This is a genomic window from Pannonibacter sp. Q-1, assembly GCF_054073275.1.
Genome location: NZ_JBSXNB010000002.1, coordinates 85,336 through 102,495 on the forward strand (window position 1 = coordinate 85,336; position 17,160 = coordinate 102,495).

Consider the following 17,160-nt stretch of genomic DNA (forward strand, 5'->3'; position numbering starts at 1 on the left):
GGCATCGATTTGCCGGCCTCCTTCAAGGAACCTCGTCAATGCAGGACATTCTCGTGCTGGGCGCCGGCATGGTTGGCGTTTCGACCGCGCTGGCGCTGCAGGGGCGCGGGCACCGGGTTGTGCTGGCGGACCGGAAGGCTCCGGGCGAGGAAACCAGCTATGGCAATGCCGGTGTCATTCAGGCAGAGGCCGCTGAGCCCTATGCCATGCCGCGTGATCTGCCGACGCTGCTGCGCTACGCGCTCGGGCAGAGCAATGATCTTGTCTGGTCCCCTGCCGGTATTGCCTCGATGGCCCCTGCCCTGTGGCGCTATTTCCGGGCGTCGTCCCCGGCCCGGCACCGTGCGGTCTCTGCCGTTTACAGCCAGCTGACGGCGCAGGCCTGTGCCGCTCATGCGCCGCTGATCGAAGCCTCCGGCAGCGGCAACCTGATTGCCCGCGAGGGGCTGGCCATTCTCCACCGGGACCTGAAGGCATTTGAAACGGAGGCCGGTGAGGCCCGGCGTTTGCAGGAGGCCTATGGCGTGCCGTTCCGGGCAGTGGCCGGTGCGGCATGGATGCGTGAAGAACCCTCCTTGCTGAAGGCTCCTGCAGGCGTCATCCACTACACGGGCAGCTGGAGCTGTTCCGATCCCGGCGGCCTCACCAAGGCCTATGCCGCGCTCTTTGAAAGCCGTGGCGGCACAATCACCGCCGCCGATGCCACAACGCTGCAGCGGACCTCATCCGGCTGGCAGGTGGCTGGCGCGGAGGGGCCGGTCAGTGCGCAGACCGTGGTGCTCTGCCTCGGCCCCTGGACTGGGCAGTTGCTGGCGCGCTTCGGCCTGTCCGTGCCAATGGTACTGAAGCGCGGCTATCACGCCCACTATCAGGCCCCGCAGATGCCCCGCCGCCCCTTCCTGGATGCCGCCAATGGCATTGTCGTGGCGGGCATGCGCAAGGGCCTGCGCCTCTCATCAGGGGCCGCGCTGGTGACGCATGGTGCCAAGGCCGATCCGCGCCAGCTGCGCCGGGCCGAGGCCAGTGTTGGCGGGCTGATCGAACTGGGGCCGCGCATCGAGGAGCCGCAATGGTCCGGCACCCGCCCCTGCCTTCCGGGCATGCTGCCCATGGTGGGCCCGGTGCTGCGCGAAACAGGCCTGTGGGTGAACTTTGGCCATGGCCATCAGGGCTTTACATTGGGGCCTGTCACCGCGGATATCCTCGCCCGTGCGCTGGACGGGGAGCTGAAGCAGGATGCCCCCGGCACTTTGCCCCATGCCCTTTCCCCGGCCAGCCAGCTGTCCTGATCCTTCGGAGCCCTCCGGCCATGTCCAGAGCCAAAGACATTTTCGATGACGTGCAGGGCCTGGCCTTCGGCATCATCATGACCAGCCTTGGTGTCGTCTTCCTCAAGGCGGCCGGGCTGGTGACGGGACAACTGGCGGGCCTCTCGGTTCTTGTCTCCATGGCAACGCCCCTGCCCTTCGGTCTGGTGTTCTTCTGCGTCAACCTGCCCTTCTATGTGCTGGCCTGGCGGCGGCGCGGGGCGGGATTCACCCTGCGCACGCTGATATCCGTTGCAGGTATCTCGCTTCTCTCGCCGCTGCTGGGGAACCTGATCACCTTCCATCAGCTGCCCGTGCCGCTGGCAGGCGTTCTTGCAGGCTGCTGCTGCTCCATCGGCCTCATTGCCCTGTTCCGCCACAAGGCCAGCGCCGGCGGCATCGGCATTCTCGGCCTCTATCTGCAGGAAACCCGCGGCATCCCGGCCGGCTGGGTGCAGATGGCGCTGGATCTGCTCATCTTCACCGGTGCGCTTTTTGTCATTGCGCCGGACAAGCTAATCTGGTCGCTCCTGGGCGCGCTGATCATGAACCTGCTGATCGCCTGGAACTTCCGCCTGCCGAAGCCTCAGGAGGCGTGAGTTTGACGGCAGGGCTCCTTTTCTGTACTCTTTGAAGACATACGGAGATGAGTGCGATGCCCAGGGCCGCTGTTGAAGACAATGAACGCATGAACCTGCGCATCCCGGCGGAGGTGAAGGCAAAGCTTGTCCGTGCGGCAGCCCTGAAGCACACGGACCTTACCAGCTTCGTCACGCAAACGGCTTTGCGTGAAGCCGAAGCCGTGATTGAAGAGGCTGAATCCCTCAAGGCCTCCAGCCGGGATTTCACAAGGATCATGACGCTTCTTGAAAATCCGCCCAAGGCAAATGACCGTCTGGCTGCGGCCATCCACGCTCTGCCTGAATCATTGTGAACCTGCCCGGCTGGCATGAGGAGCCTGTGGCGAAGGCTCATGACCGCGACGCCTTTGATTGCGGGGATGCAGACCTCAATGTTTTCCTGCGGCGTTATGCACGCCAAAGCCATGAGATGAACGCCTCCAAGACCTTCTGTGCAATTTCCGATGCGCAGCCCAACCGCGTTCTCGGTTTCTACACACTCGCTCCTGCCAGTGTCGACTATGCCGAGGTTCCCTCTCACATGACACGGCGGATTGCCCGGCATGAAGTGCCCGGCTTCCGTCTGGCCCGGCTGGCCGTCGATGTTTCCATGGCGGGCAAGGGTCTTGGCGGCCAGTTGCTGGCGGCTGCCGCCCTCAGATGCCTGCGCCTTGCAAATGACGGTGGTGGTCTTTTGCTGATCATCGATGCCAAATCGGACCGGGCAGCGTCCTGGTACCGGAGCTTTGGCGCCGAGCCCTTGCAGGACAGCCCACTGACGCTGGTCATTCCACTGGCAACCTTTGCCCCGGGCCTCAAAACCAAAGGCCTTCTATAGCTCACAAACCGCGCCCTTCATGAGTTATAGAACACCAGTCTATAGCCCATCCCCTACTCCACCGGCCCACTGCCGCGCATCTTCTTGATCGTGCCGCGGTGCTTCTTGCCTTCGACGCGGCGGCGTTTGGAGGCGAGCGTCGGCCGGGTCGCCTTGCGGGGCTTGTCGCGGTGGGCAGCGCGCGCCAGCAACTCAATCAGCCGGGCCAGTGCGTCGTCCCGGTTCATCTGCTGGGTGCGGAACCGGTCGGCCTGAATGATGATCTCGCCGCTGCGCGTCAGCCGGCTGCCAGCGAGCTCTGCTGCACGTGCCTTCACATCCTCCGGCAGGCTGGTGTTGCCGGCAAGATCAAAGCGCAGCTGTACGGCCGTCGACACCTTGTTGACGTTCTGCCCGCCCGGACCGGAGGCGCGGATGAAATCCTCGCGCAGGTCCGCTACTTCGATGAAGAGCCGCCCGGTCACAGGAATGCGGCCGCGCGGCGGCATGCCGTTCTCTTCCGCCATAGTCCCGCCTCCTTTGCTCCCGTCCGCCTGCATTGCGGCGGATTTGCGCCGACCAGTCTTAAAAAGATTTAACAAAACAATGGCTTGGCAGAATGCCCGGAAAGGCGGATGCTGATCTTGCCTTCCGGAGCGGCCAGCCAAGCCCTCCCCCACAGCGCTCCACGCGCCGCTCCGGGCAAGGCGGATGCTTCCTGCAGGTCCTTATGGCCTGATAACCCAGGAGTTGGTGAAATGAAACTGCAGAAGATGATTGCCCCGGTCCTTGCCGCTTCCTTCCTTGCCACCATGGCAGGCGGCGCATTCGCAGCCACCACGATGAAGCGGGCGGACACCGGTGCACCTGCACAGCACCAGACGCAGCTGCTGACGAAGACTTCGGCCACCAAACCGGCCGCAGCCGCCCAGACGGGCAAGACACAGCAGAAGTCCGCAAGCAGCGGCACGGCCTCCAGTGCCTCTGGCACGGCGCTTCACAAGAAGAAGGGCTGAGCCTTGACCGCCCACCCCGTCAGGAAATCCCCGCCCTGACGCTCCCTGCGGTCTCTCAAGACATCTGACCTCCCGCAAGGGCTGCGGCGCTGCCACTGGCGCCGCAGCCTTTCGCGTTTCAGCCCTATCCCTTTCAGGCCGGTTTCAGCCCCAGAGAAGACAGCACCAGTCCGCAGACAGTCTCTGCCGCCCCTTCCCGGAACTCCGGGTCCTCAAGCGACTTGCCCGTCACCATGCGGATCTGGGTTTCGAAATCGGCATAGTGCTGTGTCATGGCCCAGATCATGAAGATGAGATGCACCGGATCGGCGGGCCGGATCAGCCCCTTGTCCATCCAGAGCCGGATGACACCGGCCTTCTCGCGAACCAGCTCCTTCAGATCCTCCTCCAGAACCTTGCGGATGCGCGGGGCGCCCTGCAACACTTCGTTGGCAAAGAGGCGCGAGGCTTCCGGCAGATCCGCGGACATTTGCAGCTTCTGGCGGATATAGGCGGTCAGTTCCGAGGCCGGATCGCCCTCCGGATCAAGACGGCGCAAAGGGGCAAGCCAGACCTCGAGAATATAGGCCAGAACCGCCTCGTAAATCTCTGTCTTGGAGCGGAAGTAATAGAGCAGGTTCGACTTGGACATGCCCGCCCCGCCGGCAATTGCTTCCAGCGTCGCACCGGAAAAGCCAAGGCGGGAGAACTCGGCCAGCGCCGCATCCAGCAGGCGGCTGCGGTTCAGTTCCTGAATGCGGCTGAGATTGCCATCCTCGTTCTGCGCCGCAGCGCCCGTGCTGCGCGCCGTGCGGGTGCGAGGGCGCGGCGTGCGGGTGCGCACCGGAGGATGGCCGGAAGAAGTCTGATCCGTCATGCCGCACTGTCTCCACCCTGAGCCCCGGCGCAAGCCTTGGGCCTTATGCCGACGCCCGATAGCACGATTCGCACCACGTTCTCCCGGGCCAAGGCGAACTGTGCGTCCGACAGGGGCGCTCCGCCGTTCAACGTCTCGATCTGATGGATAAAGTCGGCATAATGCTGGGTCGTCGCCCAGATCATGTAGAGCAGCGTGCGCGGGTCGACCGGGTCCATCCGCCCTTCCGCCACCCAGCGGTCGATGATGGCAATGCGGCTCGCGGTCCAGTCGCGCAGCGTGGTTTCGAGATAGTCCTGGATGACGGGCGCCCGGTGCAGGATCTCGTTGGCCCAGACCTTGGATCCCATCGGATGCTGCCGGGAAATGTCCATCTTGGTGGTGATGTAGCGGGTCAGCGCCTCTTCCGGGTCCTCGCAGTCATCGAAGGAATTGGCCGCTTCCAGCCAGATCGTGAAGATGTTTTCCACCACCTGCCGGTACAGCGCTTCCTTGGTGGCAAAGTAGTAGTGCAGGTTCGCCTTGGGGATGCCGGCCCGGGCCGCGATCATGCCCGTGGTGGCGCCCCGGTATCCGTGTTCGGCGAACACTGTTTCGGCGGCCTCAAGGATCGCCCGTTCGGTTTCCGCCCGCGCTGTGCTCCGGCTGGATGGCTTGCGCTCCATTGCCCCCCGCTTCCTGTCCCCGCTGCTGGCCAGCCTATTGCGGCGCAGCACATCTGTGGTCAGATTTTCATCCTGCCGATGAAATTATCATCTTGACCGTCTGGTCAAGGATTCATACGCTCCTTGACCAATTGGTCAGGTTTCTTTCGAGCCCTCTCGAAGGCTCCTGGCCGCCAAACACAAGACCCCGAACGGGGCATATCCAGAGATCGACCGGCCCGCACGCGGCAACAAGACTGCGGCAGGCCATGAAGGGAACAGCGCAGGTGCAAAATCGCAAGACGATGACGGACAACCGTGCCCGGCACTGCTAGGCTCAGGCTACCCGTGTTCGCCTGAAGCCGAACCCGTGTGCAAGTTTGCTGCAGCCACGACCGTGTTTCCGCGCCGCTGAGGGCCGGAACCGGCAAGGAGGAACTATGTCTGACAAGGCCGCGTCCGCTGCCATTCCCAACAATCTGGAAGCCTTCTGGATGCCGTTCACCTCGAACCGCCAGTTCAAGAAGGCGCCGCGCATGTTCGTCGCGGCCAAGGACATGCATTACACCACGGCCGAGGGCAACAAGGTGCTGGACGGCACGGCCGGCCTGTGGTGCTGCAACGCGGGCCACTCGCGCCCCCGCATCGTGGAAGCGGTGCAGAAGCAGATCGCCGAGCTGGATTATGCCCCGGCCTTCCAGATGGGCCACCCCAAGGCCTTCGAGCTGGCGGCCCGCCTTGCCGCAATGCTGCCCTCGCCGATGGACCACGTGTTCTTCACCAACTCGGGTTCGGAAAGCGTCGATACGGCGCTGAAGATCGCGCTCGCCTATCAGCGCGCCATCGGCCAGGGCACCCGCACCCGCCTCATTGGCCGCGAGCGTGGCTATCACGGCGTCGGATTTGGCGGCATTTCCGTTGGCGGCATTGTCAACAACCGCAAGCATTTCGGCACCATGCTGACCGGCGTCGATCACATCCGCCACACTCATGATCCTGTCCGCAACGCGTTTTCGCGCGGTGAGCCGGAGCATGGCGCGGAGTTTGCCGATGACCTGATCAAGGTCATTCAGCTGCATGATCCCTCAACCATCGCCGCCGTCATCGTCGAGCCGGTGGCCGGGTCCACGGGCGTTCTGATCCCGCCGAAGGGATACCTCAAGCGCCTGCGCGAGCTTTGCGCCCAGCATGGCATCCTGCTGATCTTCGACGAAGTGATCACCGGTTTCGGCCGCATCGGCACGCCGTTCGCCACCGATTATTTCGACGTGATGCCGGACATGATCACCACGGCCAAGGGCATCACCTCGGGCGTCATTCCGATGGGCGCCGTGTTCTGCACCAGGCAGATCTACGAGACCTTCATGACCGGCCCGGAGCACATGATCGAGCTGTTCCACGGCTATACTTACTCGGCCCATCCGGTCGCCTGCGCCGCAGCGCTTGCCACCCTCGACACTTACGAGGAAGAGGGCCTGCTGACCCGCGCCGCCGATCTTGCCTCCTACTGGGAGGCGGCGGTGCATTCGCTGAAGGACTGCCCGCATGTGATCGACATCCGCAACCTCGGCCTCATCGGCGCCATCGAGCTGGAATCGATCCCCGGCGAGACGACGAAGCGCGCCTTCTCGGCCTTCCTGAAGGCCTATGAGGACGGCATCCTCATCCGCACCACGGGCGACATCATCGCCCTGTCGCCGCCGCTGATCATCTCGAAGGAGCAGATCGACGAGCTGTTCGGCAAGCTGCGCAAGGTGCTGGAAAACAACATCTGACGAAGCCGTGCGTCAGGGCGGGACCGCCCGCCCTGACGCAGCACCAAAGCCCCGCACACACAACAAGATGATGCCAGACCGCCGCCAGGCCCCCGCTTGCGCGCTCCAAGGCAGAACCCGGAAACGCGACCCATGAAGACCATTCACAACATTATCGCCGGCAAGGAAACGCCCGTCACCTCCGGCAAGGTTTCGCCCGTGTTCAACCCGGCAACCGGCGAGCAGGTGGCCGAGCTTGGCCTCTCCAATGCCGCCGATGTGGCCGGTGCCATCGCTGCGGCCAAGGCGGCCTTCCCGGCCTGGCGCGACACGCCGCCGCTGAAGCGCGCGCGGTTCATGTTCCGCTTCAAGGAACTTCTGACAGCCAACGCGGACAATATCGCGCGGGCGATTTCCGCCGAACATGGCAAGACCCATGACGATGCCCTTGGCGAAGTCGCGCGCGGCATCGAAGTCGTTGAATTTGCCTGCGGCATTCCGCATCTGCTGAAGGGCGACTTCGCCCGCAACGTGGGACCAGCCATCGACAGCTATTGCGACCGCCAGCCGCTGGGTGTTGTCGCCGGCATCACGCCGTTCAATTTCCCGGCCATGGTGCCGCTGTGGATGTATCCGATCTCCGTTGCCTGCGGAAACACCTTCATCCTGAAGCCGTCCGAACGGGACCCTTCCGCCGTCATGGTGGTCTATGAGCTGTTCCGCGAGGCCGGATTCCCGGAAGGCGTGCTCAACGTGGTGCATGGCGGCAAGGAAGCCGTGGATGTGCTGCTCACCCACCCGGATGTGAAGGCCGTGTCCTTCGTCGGCTCCACCCCGATTGCCGAATATGTCTATGCCACCGGCACTGCCCATGGAAAGCGCGTGCAGGCGCTTGGCGGGGCGAAGAACCACATGATCATCATGCCCGATGCGGACATGGATCAGGCCGCCGACGCGCTGATGGGCGCAGGCTACGGCTCTGCCGGTGAGCGCTGCATGGCCATTTCCGTCGCCGTGCCGATTGGCGAGAAGACCGCCGATGCCTTGATCGAAAGGCTGGTGCCGCGTGTGCAGGCCCTCAAGATCGGCCCGGCCACCGACAAGGACGCAGAGATGGGCCCGGTCATCACCGAGGCGCACAAGCGCAAGGTGCTGGGTTACATCGACCAGGGCGTCAAGGAAGGCGCAGAGCTGCTGGTTGATGGCCGCGGCTTCTCGCTGCAGGGCTATGAGAACGGCTATTTCGTCGGCGGCACCCTGTTCGACCGGGTCACCCCGGACATGACCATCTACAAGGAAGAGATCTTCGGCCCGGTGCTCTCCGTGGTGCGGGCCAAGGGCTATGACGAGGCGCTCGATCTCATCAACACGCATGAATATGGCAACGGCACCGCCATTTTCACCCGCGACGGTGACGCCGCCCGCGCCTTTGCCGACCGGATCGAGGTGGGCATGGTTGGCATCAACGTGCCGATCCCGGTGCCGGTCGCCTATTTCTCCTTCGGCGGCTGGAAGCGCTCGCTCTTCGGCGATCATTCCATCTACGGCCCGGAAGGCGTGCGCTTCAACACCCGCCTCAAGACGGTGACCACCCGCTGGCCGGCCGGCATCAAGGACGGCGCAGTCTTCACCTTCCCCAGCCTCGACTGAGGCTGGCCAGAGGACCAGATCCCACCAGCGGCGCAATTTTCAAGGCAGAGCACGATGACAGCACTCGGACAGAACCTGAAGATCAACCCGGACAGGCTGTGGGACAGCCTGATGGACATGGCCAAGGTCGGTCCGGGCATCGCGGGCGGCAACAACCGCCAGACCCTGACGGATGCCGATGCCGAAGGGCGCAGGCTGTTCCAGTCCTGGTGCGAAGACGCAGGCCTGACCATGGGTGTCGACAAGATGGGCACCATGTTCATGACCCGGCCGGGCACCGATCCGGACGCCCTGCCCGTCTATGTGGGCTCGCATCTCGACACCCAGCCGACCGGCGGCAAATATGACGGCGTGCTCGGCGTTCTGGCCGGGCTGGAGCTGGTGCGCACGCTGAATGATCTCAGCATCAAGACGAAGCATCCCATCGTTGTCACCAACTGGGCCAACGAGGAAGGCGCCCGCTTTGCTCCTGCGATGCTCGCCTCCGGCGTTTTCGCCGGGGTTCACAGCCTTGACTATGCCTATGGCCGCAAGGACCCGGAGGGCAAGACCTATGGCGATGAGCTGAAGCGCATCGGCTGGGCCGGCGAGGAAGAGGTGGGCGCCCGCAAGATGCACGCCTATTACGAGCTGCACATCGAGCAGGGGCCGATTCTGGAGGCCGAAGGCAAGCAGATCGGCGTCGTCACCCATTGCCAGGGCCTGTGGTGGCTGGAATTCACCCTGACGGGCCGCGAGGCGCACACCGGCTCCACGCCGATGAACCTGCGTGTCAACGCTGGGCTTGCCATGTCGCGCATTCTGGAAATGGTCCAGAGCGTTGCCATGGACCACCAGCCGGGCGCTGTCGGCGGTGTCGGTCAGGTGTTCTTCTCGCCCAACTCCCGCAACGTGCTGCCCGGTCAGGTGGTCTTCACCGTCGACATCCGCACGCCGGACCTTGCCAAACTCACCGCCATGCGCGCCCGCATCGAAGCGGAAGCGGCCACCATCTGCGAGGCGCTCGGCGTCGGCTGTTCGGTGGAGGCGGTCGGCCATTTCGATCCGGTCACTTTCGATCCGAAGCTCGTCTCCAGCGTGCGCTCCGCCGCCGAACGGCTCGGCTACAGCCACATGAACATCATCTCTGGCGCCGGCCACGACGCTTGCTGGGCGGCCAAGGTCGCCCCCGCCACCATGATCATGTGCCCCTGCGTGGGCGGGCTCTCGCATAACGAGGCGGAAGAGATTTCCAAGGAATGGGCGGGCGCGGGCTGTGATGTTCTGCTGCATGCCGTGCTGGAGACGGCGGAGGTCGTGGGGTGAGAGAGGGCACTCTCGACCCGCTCCTCTCCATCGTCATCCCGGATCTGCGCTGCGCTTGTCCGGGATGACGATCGAGAGGGGGAAGACCATTACTCGAACCACAGAAAGCACCGCATGACATCGCTGCGCATCGCCATCGAAACACCTGACCAGCCCGAGGTTCTGGAGCTTCTGGCGCAGTCGGATGCCTATGCGGACAGTCTCTATCCGCCGGAGGGCAATTTCGGCTCGCCGCTTGAGGATTTGATGCGGGTCGACGTGGATTTCATCGTTGTGCGCAAGGCGGATGGTGAGGCGATCGGCTGCGGGGCGGTGAAGTGGTTCGAAAAAGGCAGCGGCGAGCTGAAGCGCATTTTCGTTGATCCGGCCGCACGCGGCATGGGCGCCGGACGGGCGCTGATGGAAAAGCTGGAGCATCTGGCGCGGGAGCGCGGTGTCCGGCAGCTTTATCTGGAAACGGGCGAGCTCAATGTGGAGGCGGTGCGCATGTACAAGGCTTTCGGTTATGCGCCCTGCGGGCCTTTCGGGCCCTATGAGGACAATCCCTACAGCCTGTTCATGAGCAGAAGCCTCAGCGGAAACTGACACCAAGACAGCCGCGCGATGCCCCGCAAAGGCGCAACAGCGCGGAAACGGAAAAAGGGGAACAGACATGGCAAGCACTGTGATCAAGGGCGGAACCGTGGTGACCGCCGACCTCACCTACGAGGCCGATGTGAAGGTCGAGGGCGGCAGGATCATCGAGATCGGCAAGAACCTCTCCGGCGATACCGTCCTGGATGCTACGGGCTGCTATGTCATGCCGGGCGGCATTGATCCGCATACCCACCTGGAAATGCCCTTCATGGGCACCTATTCCGCCGATGACTTCGACAGCGGCACCCGCGCAGCGCTGGCCGGCGGCACCACGATGGTGGTGGATTTCGCCCTGCCCTCGCCCGGCCAATCGCTGCTGGAGGCGCTGTCCATGTGGGACAACAAGTCCACCCGCGCCCATTGCGACTATTCCTTCCACATGGCGATCACCTGGTGGGGCGAGACGGTCTTCAACGAGATGGAGACCATTGTCCGCGAGAAGGGCATCAACACCTTCAAGCATTTCATGGCCTACAAGGGCGCGCTGATGGTGAATGACGACGAGATGTTCGCCTCGTTCCAGCGCTGCGCCGAGCTGGGCGCCCTGCCGCTCGTCCATGCGGAAAACGGCGATGTGGTCGCCTCGCTGCAGCAGAAGCTGCTGGCCGAGGGCAACAACGGGCCGGAGGCGCATGCCTATTCCCGCCCGCCGGAAGTGGAAGGCGAGGCCACCAACCGCGCCATCATGATTGCCGACATGGCCGGCGTGCCGGTCTATATCGTCCACACTTCGTCCGAACAGGCGCATGAGGCGATCCGCCGGGCGCGGCAGAACGGCATCCGCGCCTATGGCGAGCCGCTGATTCAGCATCTGACGCTGGATGACAGCGAATACCGCCACCCCGACTGGGACCACGCCGCCCGCCGGGTGATGAGCCCGCCGTTCCGTGACAGGAAGCATCAGGACAGCCTCTGGGCCGGCCTTGCCTCCGGCTCGCTGCAGGTGGTGGCGACGGACCATTGCGCCTTTACCACGGATCAGAAGCGCTTCGGCCTTGGCGACTTCACCAAGATCCCGAACGGCACCGGCGGCCTGGAAGACCGTATGCCCATGCTTTGGACTTACGGCGTTGCAACGGGCCGGCTGACGATGAACGAATTCGTCGCCGTTACCTCCACCAACATCGCCAAGATCATGAACATGTATCCCAAGAAGGGCGCCATTCTCGTGGGCGCGGATGCGGATATCGTGGTCTGGGACCCGGCGAAGGAAAAGACCATTTCCGCCGCCAGCCAGCAGTCGGCCATCGACTACAACGTCTTCGAAGGCAAGACGGTGAAGGGCCTGCCCCGCTTCACCCTCACCCGTGGCCGTGTGGCCGTGGAAGACGGCACGGTGCGCCCGCAGGAAGGCCACGGCCAGTTCGTCAAGCGTGAGCCCTATCAGGCGGTCAACAAGGCGCTTTCCACCTGGAAGGAACTCACCGCCCCCCGCAAGGTGGAGCGCACCGGCATCCCGGCGAGCGGAGTGTGAGTGATGAAGCGTCCCAAAGCCCTCAGCGAATGTCCGGCCAACGACTGTCGAGGTGGAAATGGCAGACAAATGTCATTCGAGCCAACTCCTAATTCCGAAGTGCCTCAGCAGATCCTGCAAGTGACCGGAGGGCTGAATATCTGTGGCTACTGTGGCTGCGTCTACAATAGCAACTCAAAAGCAATATACGGCCATTTGCACAATGGAGTTTTAGGTGCCGGATGGCACGGAAAAACAGAGCCTTGAAAGCTCAATTTGTGTCTTTGTAGTGTTGTCTATCTGAGGAATCTCAGTCCCCCTCCCCCTTGAGGGGAGGGGTTAGGGGTGGGGGTAAAGGGATTTCAACACGGGGTATTTTCATGGCAGGTTCGCTGCGCAGTTTCGAGTTGCAGGTGTACTGCGTCCCTGCGTGAAGACCCCCACCCCTTCCCCCTCCCCTCAAGGGGGAGGGGATCGGAAACGCCTTGCCCTGATCTGTCCGTGAATGATGTGAAGGGCCCGAGGAGACGAGAGGGCTGGGAGATGTCCCCAACGCTGGTTGGCAAGTCTGCTATTTCACGCGCCCGGCGTCTGCGGCGGGACATGACGGCCGGAGAAAAGCGTCTCTGGGTGGAGCTTCGCAGCTTCCGGTCACTATACGGGTATCACCTGCGCAAGCAGGTACCAATCGGCCCTTACATTGCGGATTTCGCGTGTCATGGTGCAAAACTGATCATTGAGCTGGATGGCGAGCACCATCAGCACGCAGAGAGGAGTTTCAAGGACCAGATCAGGGACGAGTGGTTTGCAGAAGCCGGATACAGAGTCTTGAGGCTGCCGACGGGAGAGCTGGCCTCATCGTTCGAAGGCTGCCTTGAGAAGATACTCATGGCATTGAATGAAAGCCGTACAGCCGTTTAACGGCGCATGTCCGCACGGGAAACACTGGTATTCTACAGACAGGCAAAAAAACACTCTGCGTGACACGGAAAAATCCGGCGGCGGAGAGGTAGCAACAGCGGGGAACGATGAACGTGACGAGTGGAGCAGTTGAGCGGCCAGCCGCCTCCCAGCCGGTGATTTCGGCGAAGGATCTGTGCCTGACCTTCGAGACGAATGACGGGCCGGTCCATGCCCTGTCGAACATCAATCTTGACATTGCCAAGGGCGACTTCGTCTCCTTCATCGGCCCTTCGGGCTGCGGCAAGACCACGCTGCTGCGCGTCATCGCCGATCTGGAGCAGAAGACCTCGGGCGAGATCAGCGTCAACGGCACCACGCCGGAAAATGCCCGCCTCGACCGCTCCTATGGCTATGTGTTTCAGGCCGCCGCGCTCTATCCCTGGCGCACCATCGAGAAGAACATCGCTCTCCCGCTGGAAATCATGGGCCTTGCCAGGGCGGAGCAGCGCAGGCGCATTGCCGAGGTGCTGGAGCTGGTGGAACTCGGCGGCTTTGCCCGCAAATACCCCTGGCAGCTCTCCGGCGGCATGCAGCAGCGCGCGTCCATTGCCCGCGCCCTTGCCGTTCAGCCCGATCTCCTGCTGATGGACGAGCCCTTCGGCGCGCTGGACGAAATCGTGCGCGATCACCTCAATGACCAGCTGCACCAGCTCTGGGCCAAGACGAACAAGACGGTCGTCTTCGTCACCCACTCCATTCCGGAAGCGGTCTATCTCTCCACCAAGATCGTCGTTCTGTGCCCGCGCCCGGGCCGGATCTATGACATCATCGAAAGCGACCTGCCGCGCAAGCGGACGCTGGACATGCGCGAGAGCCCGGAATTCCTGAGGATCGCCCACCGCGTGCGTGAAGGGCTGAAGGCGGGGCATGCCTATGATGACTGACAAGGGCAAAACCGCACGGCTTCTTTCGGGCTCCACCCTGCCCGTCCTCACTCTGCTATTGGCGATCATCGGCCTCTGGTATGTGGCAACGGTCGCCCTCAATGCTCCGTTCCAGCGCGACATCTATGCCCGCGCCGGCCAGACGGATGTGCCCTTCACCCAGCTTGTGGCCGATACCATGATGCAGGAACGGCCCGTCATGCCTTCGCCGCAGCAGGTGGCGGTGGAAATCTGGGACACGACGGTCAACAGGCGCATCACCTCCAACCGCAGCCTGTTCTACCACACCGGCATCACCCTCTCCTCGACGCTGACCGGCTTTGCCATGGGAACGCTGCTCGGCATTCTTCTGGCCGTCGGGATTGTGCACAGCCGCGTTCTGGACAAGTCGCTCATGCCCTGGGTGATCACCTCCCAGACCATTCCGATCCTGGCGATTGCGCCCATGATCATCGTCGTCCTCAATGCCGTGGGGATTTCGGGGCTTCTGCCCAAGGCCATGATCTCGACCTACCTGTCCTTCTTTCCTGTGACCGTAGGCATGGTGAAGGGGTTGCGTTCGCCGGAAATCATCCACATGGACCTGATGCACACCTATTCGGCGACGAAGCTTGAAACCTTCTGGAAGCTGCGCCTGCCCTATGCGGTGCCCTATCTCTTTACCTCCATGAAGGTCGGGATTGCCGCAAGCCTTGTTGGCGCCATCGTTGGCGAGCTGCCGACCGGGGCCGTCGCAGGCCTGGGGGCGCGGCTGCTGGCCGGGTCTTATTACGGCCAGACGGTGCAGATCTGGTCGGCGCTGATCATGGCCGCCGTTCTCGCCGGGCTTCTGGTTTCCCTCATCGGCCTTGCCGAAAAAATCACCCTTCGCCGCATGGGGATGAGCCGATGATCCAGTCCCGGCACAGCACCTCCTTCAGCAGCACGGCGTTCATTGCCGGTGCCAGTCTGCTTCTCACCGTCATTGGCCTCACCAGCCTCATCTTCACGCCGGATCTCGGCGTGGTCGAAATGCCGCGGGTTGCCATCGCAGTCAGCCTCATGGCCATCATGGGCGTGCGCATCATGCTCGGCTTCCAGCAGAACCGCATCGGTGATGTGGCCATCGGCATCGTCACCGCCATATCCGCCCTGCTGCTGATCGGCGTTGCGCATCATCACCGCGGGCAGGCCGCTCCCGGCTTCTGGGCGCTGGTGGCGGCCATCTGGCTGTCCGCCTGGCTTCTGGCAAGCCGTCTGTCGGCCTGGCGGGGGCTTGGCAAGACGGCAGCACGCGTGGTCAATCTGGCCATTCCGCTCGTCTTCGGCCTAACGCTGCTTGCCCTGTGGGAGCTGATCACCGTTGGCGCCGGCGTGCCGCAGGTGCTGCTGCCTGCCCCCTCCGCCATCGGCTTGCGCATTGCCGGATCCCTGCCCATACTCTGGGCCGATTTCCAGCAGACATTTCTGAAGGCGGTAATCTTCGGCTATGTGGCGGGCTGCGGCTCGGGCTTTCTCGTGGCCCTCATCGCCGACCGGGTGCCCTTCCTGAAACGCGGCCTTTTGCCCATCGGCAATCTGGTCTCGGCCCTGCCGATCATCGGCGTCGCACCCATCATGGTCATGTGGTTTGGCTTTGACTGGCCGTCGAAGGCAGCCGTTGTCATCATCATGACCTTCTTCCCCATGCTGGTGAACACGGTGGCGGGCCTTGCCGCGGCCGATGCCATGCAGAAGGACCTGATGCGCACCTACGCGGCCAGCCACGGCCAGACGCTGGTGAAGCTGCGCCTGCCCATGGCGTTGCCCTTCATCTTCAACGCGCTGAAGATCAACTCCACCCTCGCCCTTATCGGCGCCATCGTGGCCGAGTTCTTCGGCACCCCCATCGTCGGCATGGGCTTCCGCATCTCGACGGAAGTGGGGCGGATGAACCTCGACATGGTCTGGGCGGAAATTGCCGTAGCGGCGCTGGCTGGCTCGCTGTTCTATGCAGGTGTTTCGGCGGTGGAGCGCTGGGCCACCTTCTGGCACCCGTCCCAGAGAGGGTGAGCGAAAACAGGCCCCGCAGCTTCACGCGGGGCCTGCAAGCCGGTAAGGTCCGGGTCCCGACATTCCCTCCCTACCGGATTCTCCCATGAAACCTGGCCGCGATATCTCCGTTCTCATCGACATCATGGCGGCGCTGCGCACGCCGGTGACCGGTTGCCCCTGGGACCTGGAGCAGGACTTCGGAACCATCGCGCCCTACACGGTGGAAGAAGCCTATGAGGTGGCCGAAGCCATCAGCCGCAATGATCTGGATGATCTGCGCGAGGAACTGGGCGATCTGCTGCTGCAGGTGGTCTATCACGCCCGCATGGCCGAGGAAGACGGCGTCTTCAGCTTTCCCGATGTGGTCGAGGCGATCACGAAGAAGATGATCCGCCGTCATCCGCATGTCTTCGGCAGCGAGGAAGCCCGCTCCTCCGGCATGGCCAAGGGCATGTGGGACAGGATCAAGGCCGAGGAGAAGGCCGAGCGCAAGGCCCGCCGGGCAGCCATGGGCCTGCCGGACACAGAGCCCGGCTATCTCGACGCGGTGCCTTCCGCCTTCCCTGCCCTGATGGAAGCGGAGAAGATCCAGCGCCGCGCCGCGAAGGTGGGTTTCGACTGGGACACGCTCGCCCCGGTCTTTGCCAAGATCCGCGAGGAACTGGACGAACTGGAAGCGGAACTCACGGACCATACACCGCCAGCAGTCACCGGTTCCGTGCCCGATGCGGTGAAGGACGAGCTGGGCGACGTGCTCTTTGCCGTTGCCAATCTCGCCCGTCATCTCGAAGTGGAGCCGGAGGCAGCCCTGAAGCGGACCAACGCCAAGTTCCGCCGCCGCTTCGCCGCCATCGAAGCCGAAGCTGCCCGGCGCGGCACCACGCTGGAAGCGCTCACTCTGGACGAAATGGAAGAGATCTGGCAGGCCGCGAAGGGAAAGTAAGGCGGCTAATCACCCTAGCGTCGTCCCGGCCAAGCGCAGCGCGAGCCGGGAAGCACTCGTTCTCAGAGCGGTGAATGTCTTGCCGAAACAGTCAGGCAAACTGGCTTGAGAGCCTCTCAAGCGCTCTGCAAGCGAGTGGATCCCGGGTCCTCACTGCGTTCGGCCCGGGATGACCGCTGTTCGTGTGGCAATGCCAATCCCGATAAGCTTGACTCATCGGGATTTGGTCAAGCCCGTGCGGCGTTTGAGCCTTTTCAAGGCGTGATGCGTCAGCATCTCAGAGCCTTGGTATAAAGGCG

18 protein-coding genes are annotated in these 17,160 nt (G+C 63.3%); 15 read left to right on the forward strand and 3 right to left on the reverse strand.

All coding sequences use genetic code 11. From position 1 onward, the window contains the following. Positions 1-38 precede the first annotated feature (38 nt). From ACVNHC_RS04370 to ACVNHC_RS04385, 4 genes are read left to right on the forward strand one after another with little or no spacing between them, the layout of a single operon-like run. Positions 39-1,289 (forward strand): NAD(P)/FAD-dependent oxidoreductase, encoded by a 1,251-nt coding sequence (locus ACVNHC_RS04370; protein WP_457166540.1) that lies wholly within the window; start codon positions 39-41, stop codon positions 1,287-1,289. Positions 1,290-1,309: 20 nt separating this feature from the next. Next, entirely contained in the window at positions 1,310-1,906 is a 597-nt protein-coding gene (locus tag ACVNHC_RS04375) for a YitT family protein (RefSeq protein ID WP_457166541.1), read from the forward strand. A 56-nt stretch (positions 1,907-1,962) separates the two neighbouring features. Continuing rightward, positions 1,963-2,241, forward strand: coding sequence for a type II toxin-antitoxin system TacA family antitoxin (locus ACVNHC_RS04380; protein WP_094461733.1), 279 nt, complete (start codon positions 1,963-1,965; stop codon positions 2,239-2,241). Further along, positions 2,238-2,765: a GNAT family N-acetyltransferase gene (locus ACVNHC_RS04385; RefSeq protein ID WP_094461732.1), complete on the forward strand. Its 528-nt coding sequence runs from the start codon at positions 2,238-2,240 to the stop codon at positions 2,763-2,765. Before ACVNHC_RS04380 ends, ACVNHC_RS04385 begins: the two co-directional genes overlap by 4 nt. Before the next feature lie 53 nt (positions 2,766-2,818). Here ACVNHC_RS04385 and arfB read toward each other — a convergent pair whose 3' ends face one another. Further along, positions 2,819-3,271, reverse strand: a complete 453-nt coding sequence (gene arfB, locus ACVNHC_RS04390) for an alternative ribosome rescue aminoacyl-tRNA hydrolase ArfB (RefSeq protein ID WP_457166542.1) — start codon at positions 3,269-3,271, stop codon at positions 2,819-2,821. Between the two features lie 231 nt (positions 3,272-3,502). Between arfB and ACVNHC_RS04395 the strand changes: the two genes are divergently transcribed. Further along, positions 3,503-3,760 (forward strand): hypothetical protein, encoded by a 258-nt coding sequence (locus ACVNHC_RS04395; protein ID WP_050471517.1) that lies wholly within the window; start codon positions 3,503-3,505, stop codon positions 3,758-3,760. A gap of 133 nt (positions 3,761-3,893) precedes the next feature. Here ACVNHC_RS04395 and ACVNHC_RS04400 read toward each other — a convergent pair whose 3' ends face one another. Together ACVNHC_RS04400 and ACVNHC_RS04405 are read right to left on the reverse strand one after the other, a co-directional pair. Beyond that, entirely contained in the window at positions 3,894-4,616 is a 723-nt protein-coding gene (locus ACVNHC_RS04400; protein ID WP_457166543.1) for a TetR family transcriptional regulator C-terminal domain-containing protein, read from the reverse strand. After that, on the reverse strand, positions 4,613-5,281 hold the full coding sequence (locus tag ACVNHC_RS04405; protein ID WP_457166544.1) for a TetR family transcriptional regulator C-terminal domain-containing protein: 669 nt from the start codon (positions 5,279-5,281) through the stop codon (positions 4,613-4,615). Before ACVNHC_RS04405 ends, ACVNHC_RS04400 begins: the two co-directional genes overlap by 4 nt. A 419-nt stretch (positions 5,282-5,700) precedes the next feature. On the opposite strand from ACVNHC_RS04405, the gene ACVNHC_RS04410 reads away from it, so the two are divergent. The 10 genes from ACVNHC_RS04410 to mazG all read left to right on the forward strand — a co-directional run bounded on the left by ACVNHC_RS04410 (position 5,701) and on the right by mazG (position 16,861). Beyond that, positions 5,701-7,035 carry an aminotransferase class III-fold pyridoxal phosphate-dependent enzyme gene (locus ACVNHC_RS04410; protein ID WP_457166545.1) on the forward strand — a complete coding sequence of 445 codons (1,335 nt, stop codon included), beginning with the start codon at positions 5,701-5,703 and terminating at the stop codon, positions 7,033-7,035. Between the two features lie 132 nt (positions 7,036-7,167). Then, a complete protein-coding gene (locus ACVNHC_RS04415; RefSeq protein ID WP_123194272.1) occupies positions 7,168-8,664 on the forward strand; it encodes a CoA-acylating methylmalonate-semialdehyde dehydrogenase in 1,497 nt (498 codons plus the stop codon). Positions 8,665-8,718: 54 nt separating this feature from the next. Next, positions 8,719-9,969, forward strand: coding sequence for a Zn-dependent hydrolase (locus tag ACVNHC_RS04420; protein WP_457166546.1), 1,251 nt, complete (start codon positions 8,719-8,721; stop codon positions 9,967-9,969). A 114-nt stretch (positions 9,970-10,083) separates the two neighbouring features. Further along, on the forward strand, positions 10,084-10,554 hold the full coding sequence (locus ACVNHC_RS04425) for a GNAT family N-acetyltransferase (protein ID WP_457166547.1): 471 nt from the start codon (positions 10,084-10,086) through the stop codon (positions 10,552-10,554). Between the two features lie 67 nt (positions 10,555-10,621). Beyond that, positions 10,622-12,079, forward strand: coding sequence for a dihydropyrimidinase (gene hydA, locus ACVNHC_RS04430; RefSeq protein ID WP_457166548.1), 1,458 nt, complete (start codon positions 10,622-10,624; stop codon positions 12,077-12,079). 522 nt (positions 12,080-12,601) lie between these two features. Beyond that, positions 12,602-12,979: a DUF559 domain-containing protein gene (locus ACVNHC_RS04435; protein ID WP_162544602.1), complete on the forward strand. Its 378-nt coding sequence runs from the start codon at positions 12,602-12,604 to the stop codon at positions 12,977-12,979. A 113-nt stretch (positions 12,980-13,092) separates the two neighbouring features. Further along, entirely contained in the window at positions 13,093-13,905 is an 813-nt protein-coding gene (locus tag ACVNHC_RS04440; protein ID WP_432643849.1) for an ABC transporter ATP-binding protein, read from the forward strand. Continuing rightward, positions 13,895-14,797, forward strand: coding sequence for an ABC transporter permease (locus tag ACVNHC_RS04445; protein ID WP_457166907.1), 903 nt, complete (start codon positions 13,895-13,897; stop codon positions 14,795-14,797). The genes ACVNHC_RS04440 and ACVNHC_RS04445 overlap by 11 nt, the downstream gene beginning before the upstream one ends. Next, a complete protein-coding gene (locus tag ACVNHC_RS04450; RefSeq protein ID WP_457166549.1) occupies positions 14,794-15,936 on the forward strand; it encodes an ABC transporter permease in 1,143 nt (380 codons plus the stop codon). Before ACVNHC_RS04445 ends, ACVNHC_RS04450 begins: the two co-directional genes overlap by 4 nt. 85 nt (positions 15,937-16,021) lie before the next feature. Further along, complete coding sequence (gene mazG, locus ACVNHC_RS04455) at positions 16,022-16,861, forward strand: nucleoside triphosphate pyrophosphohydrolase (RefSeq protein ID WP_374628231.1); 840 nt, start codon at positions 16,022-16,024, stop codon at positions 16,859-16,861. The last annotated feature ends 299 nt before the right edge of the window (positions 16,862-17,160 follow it).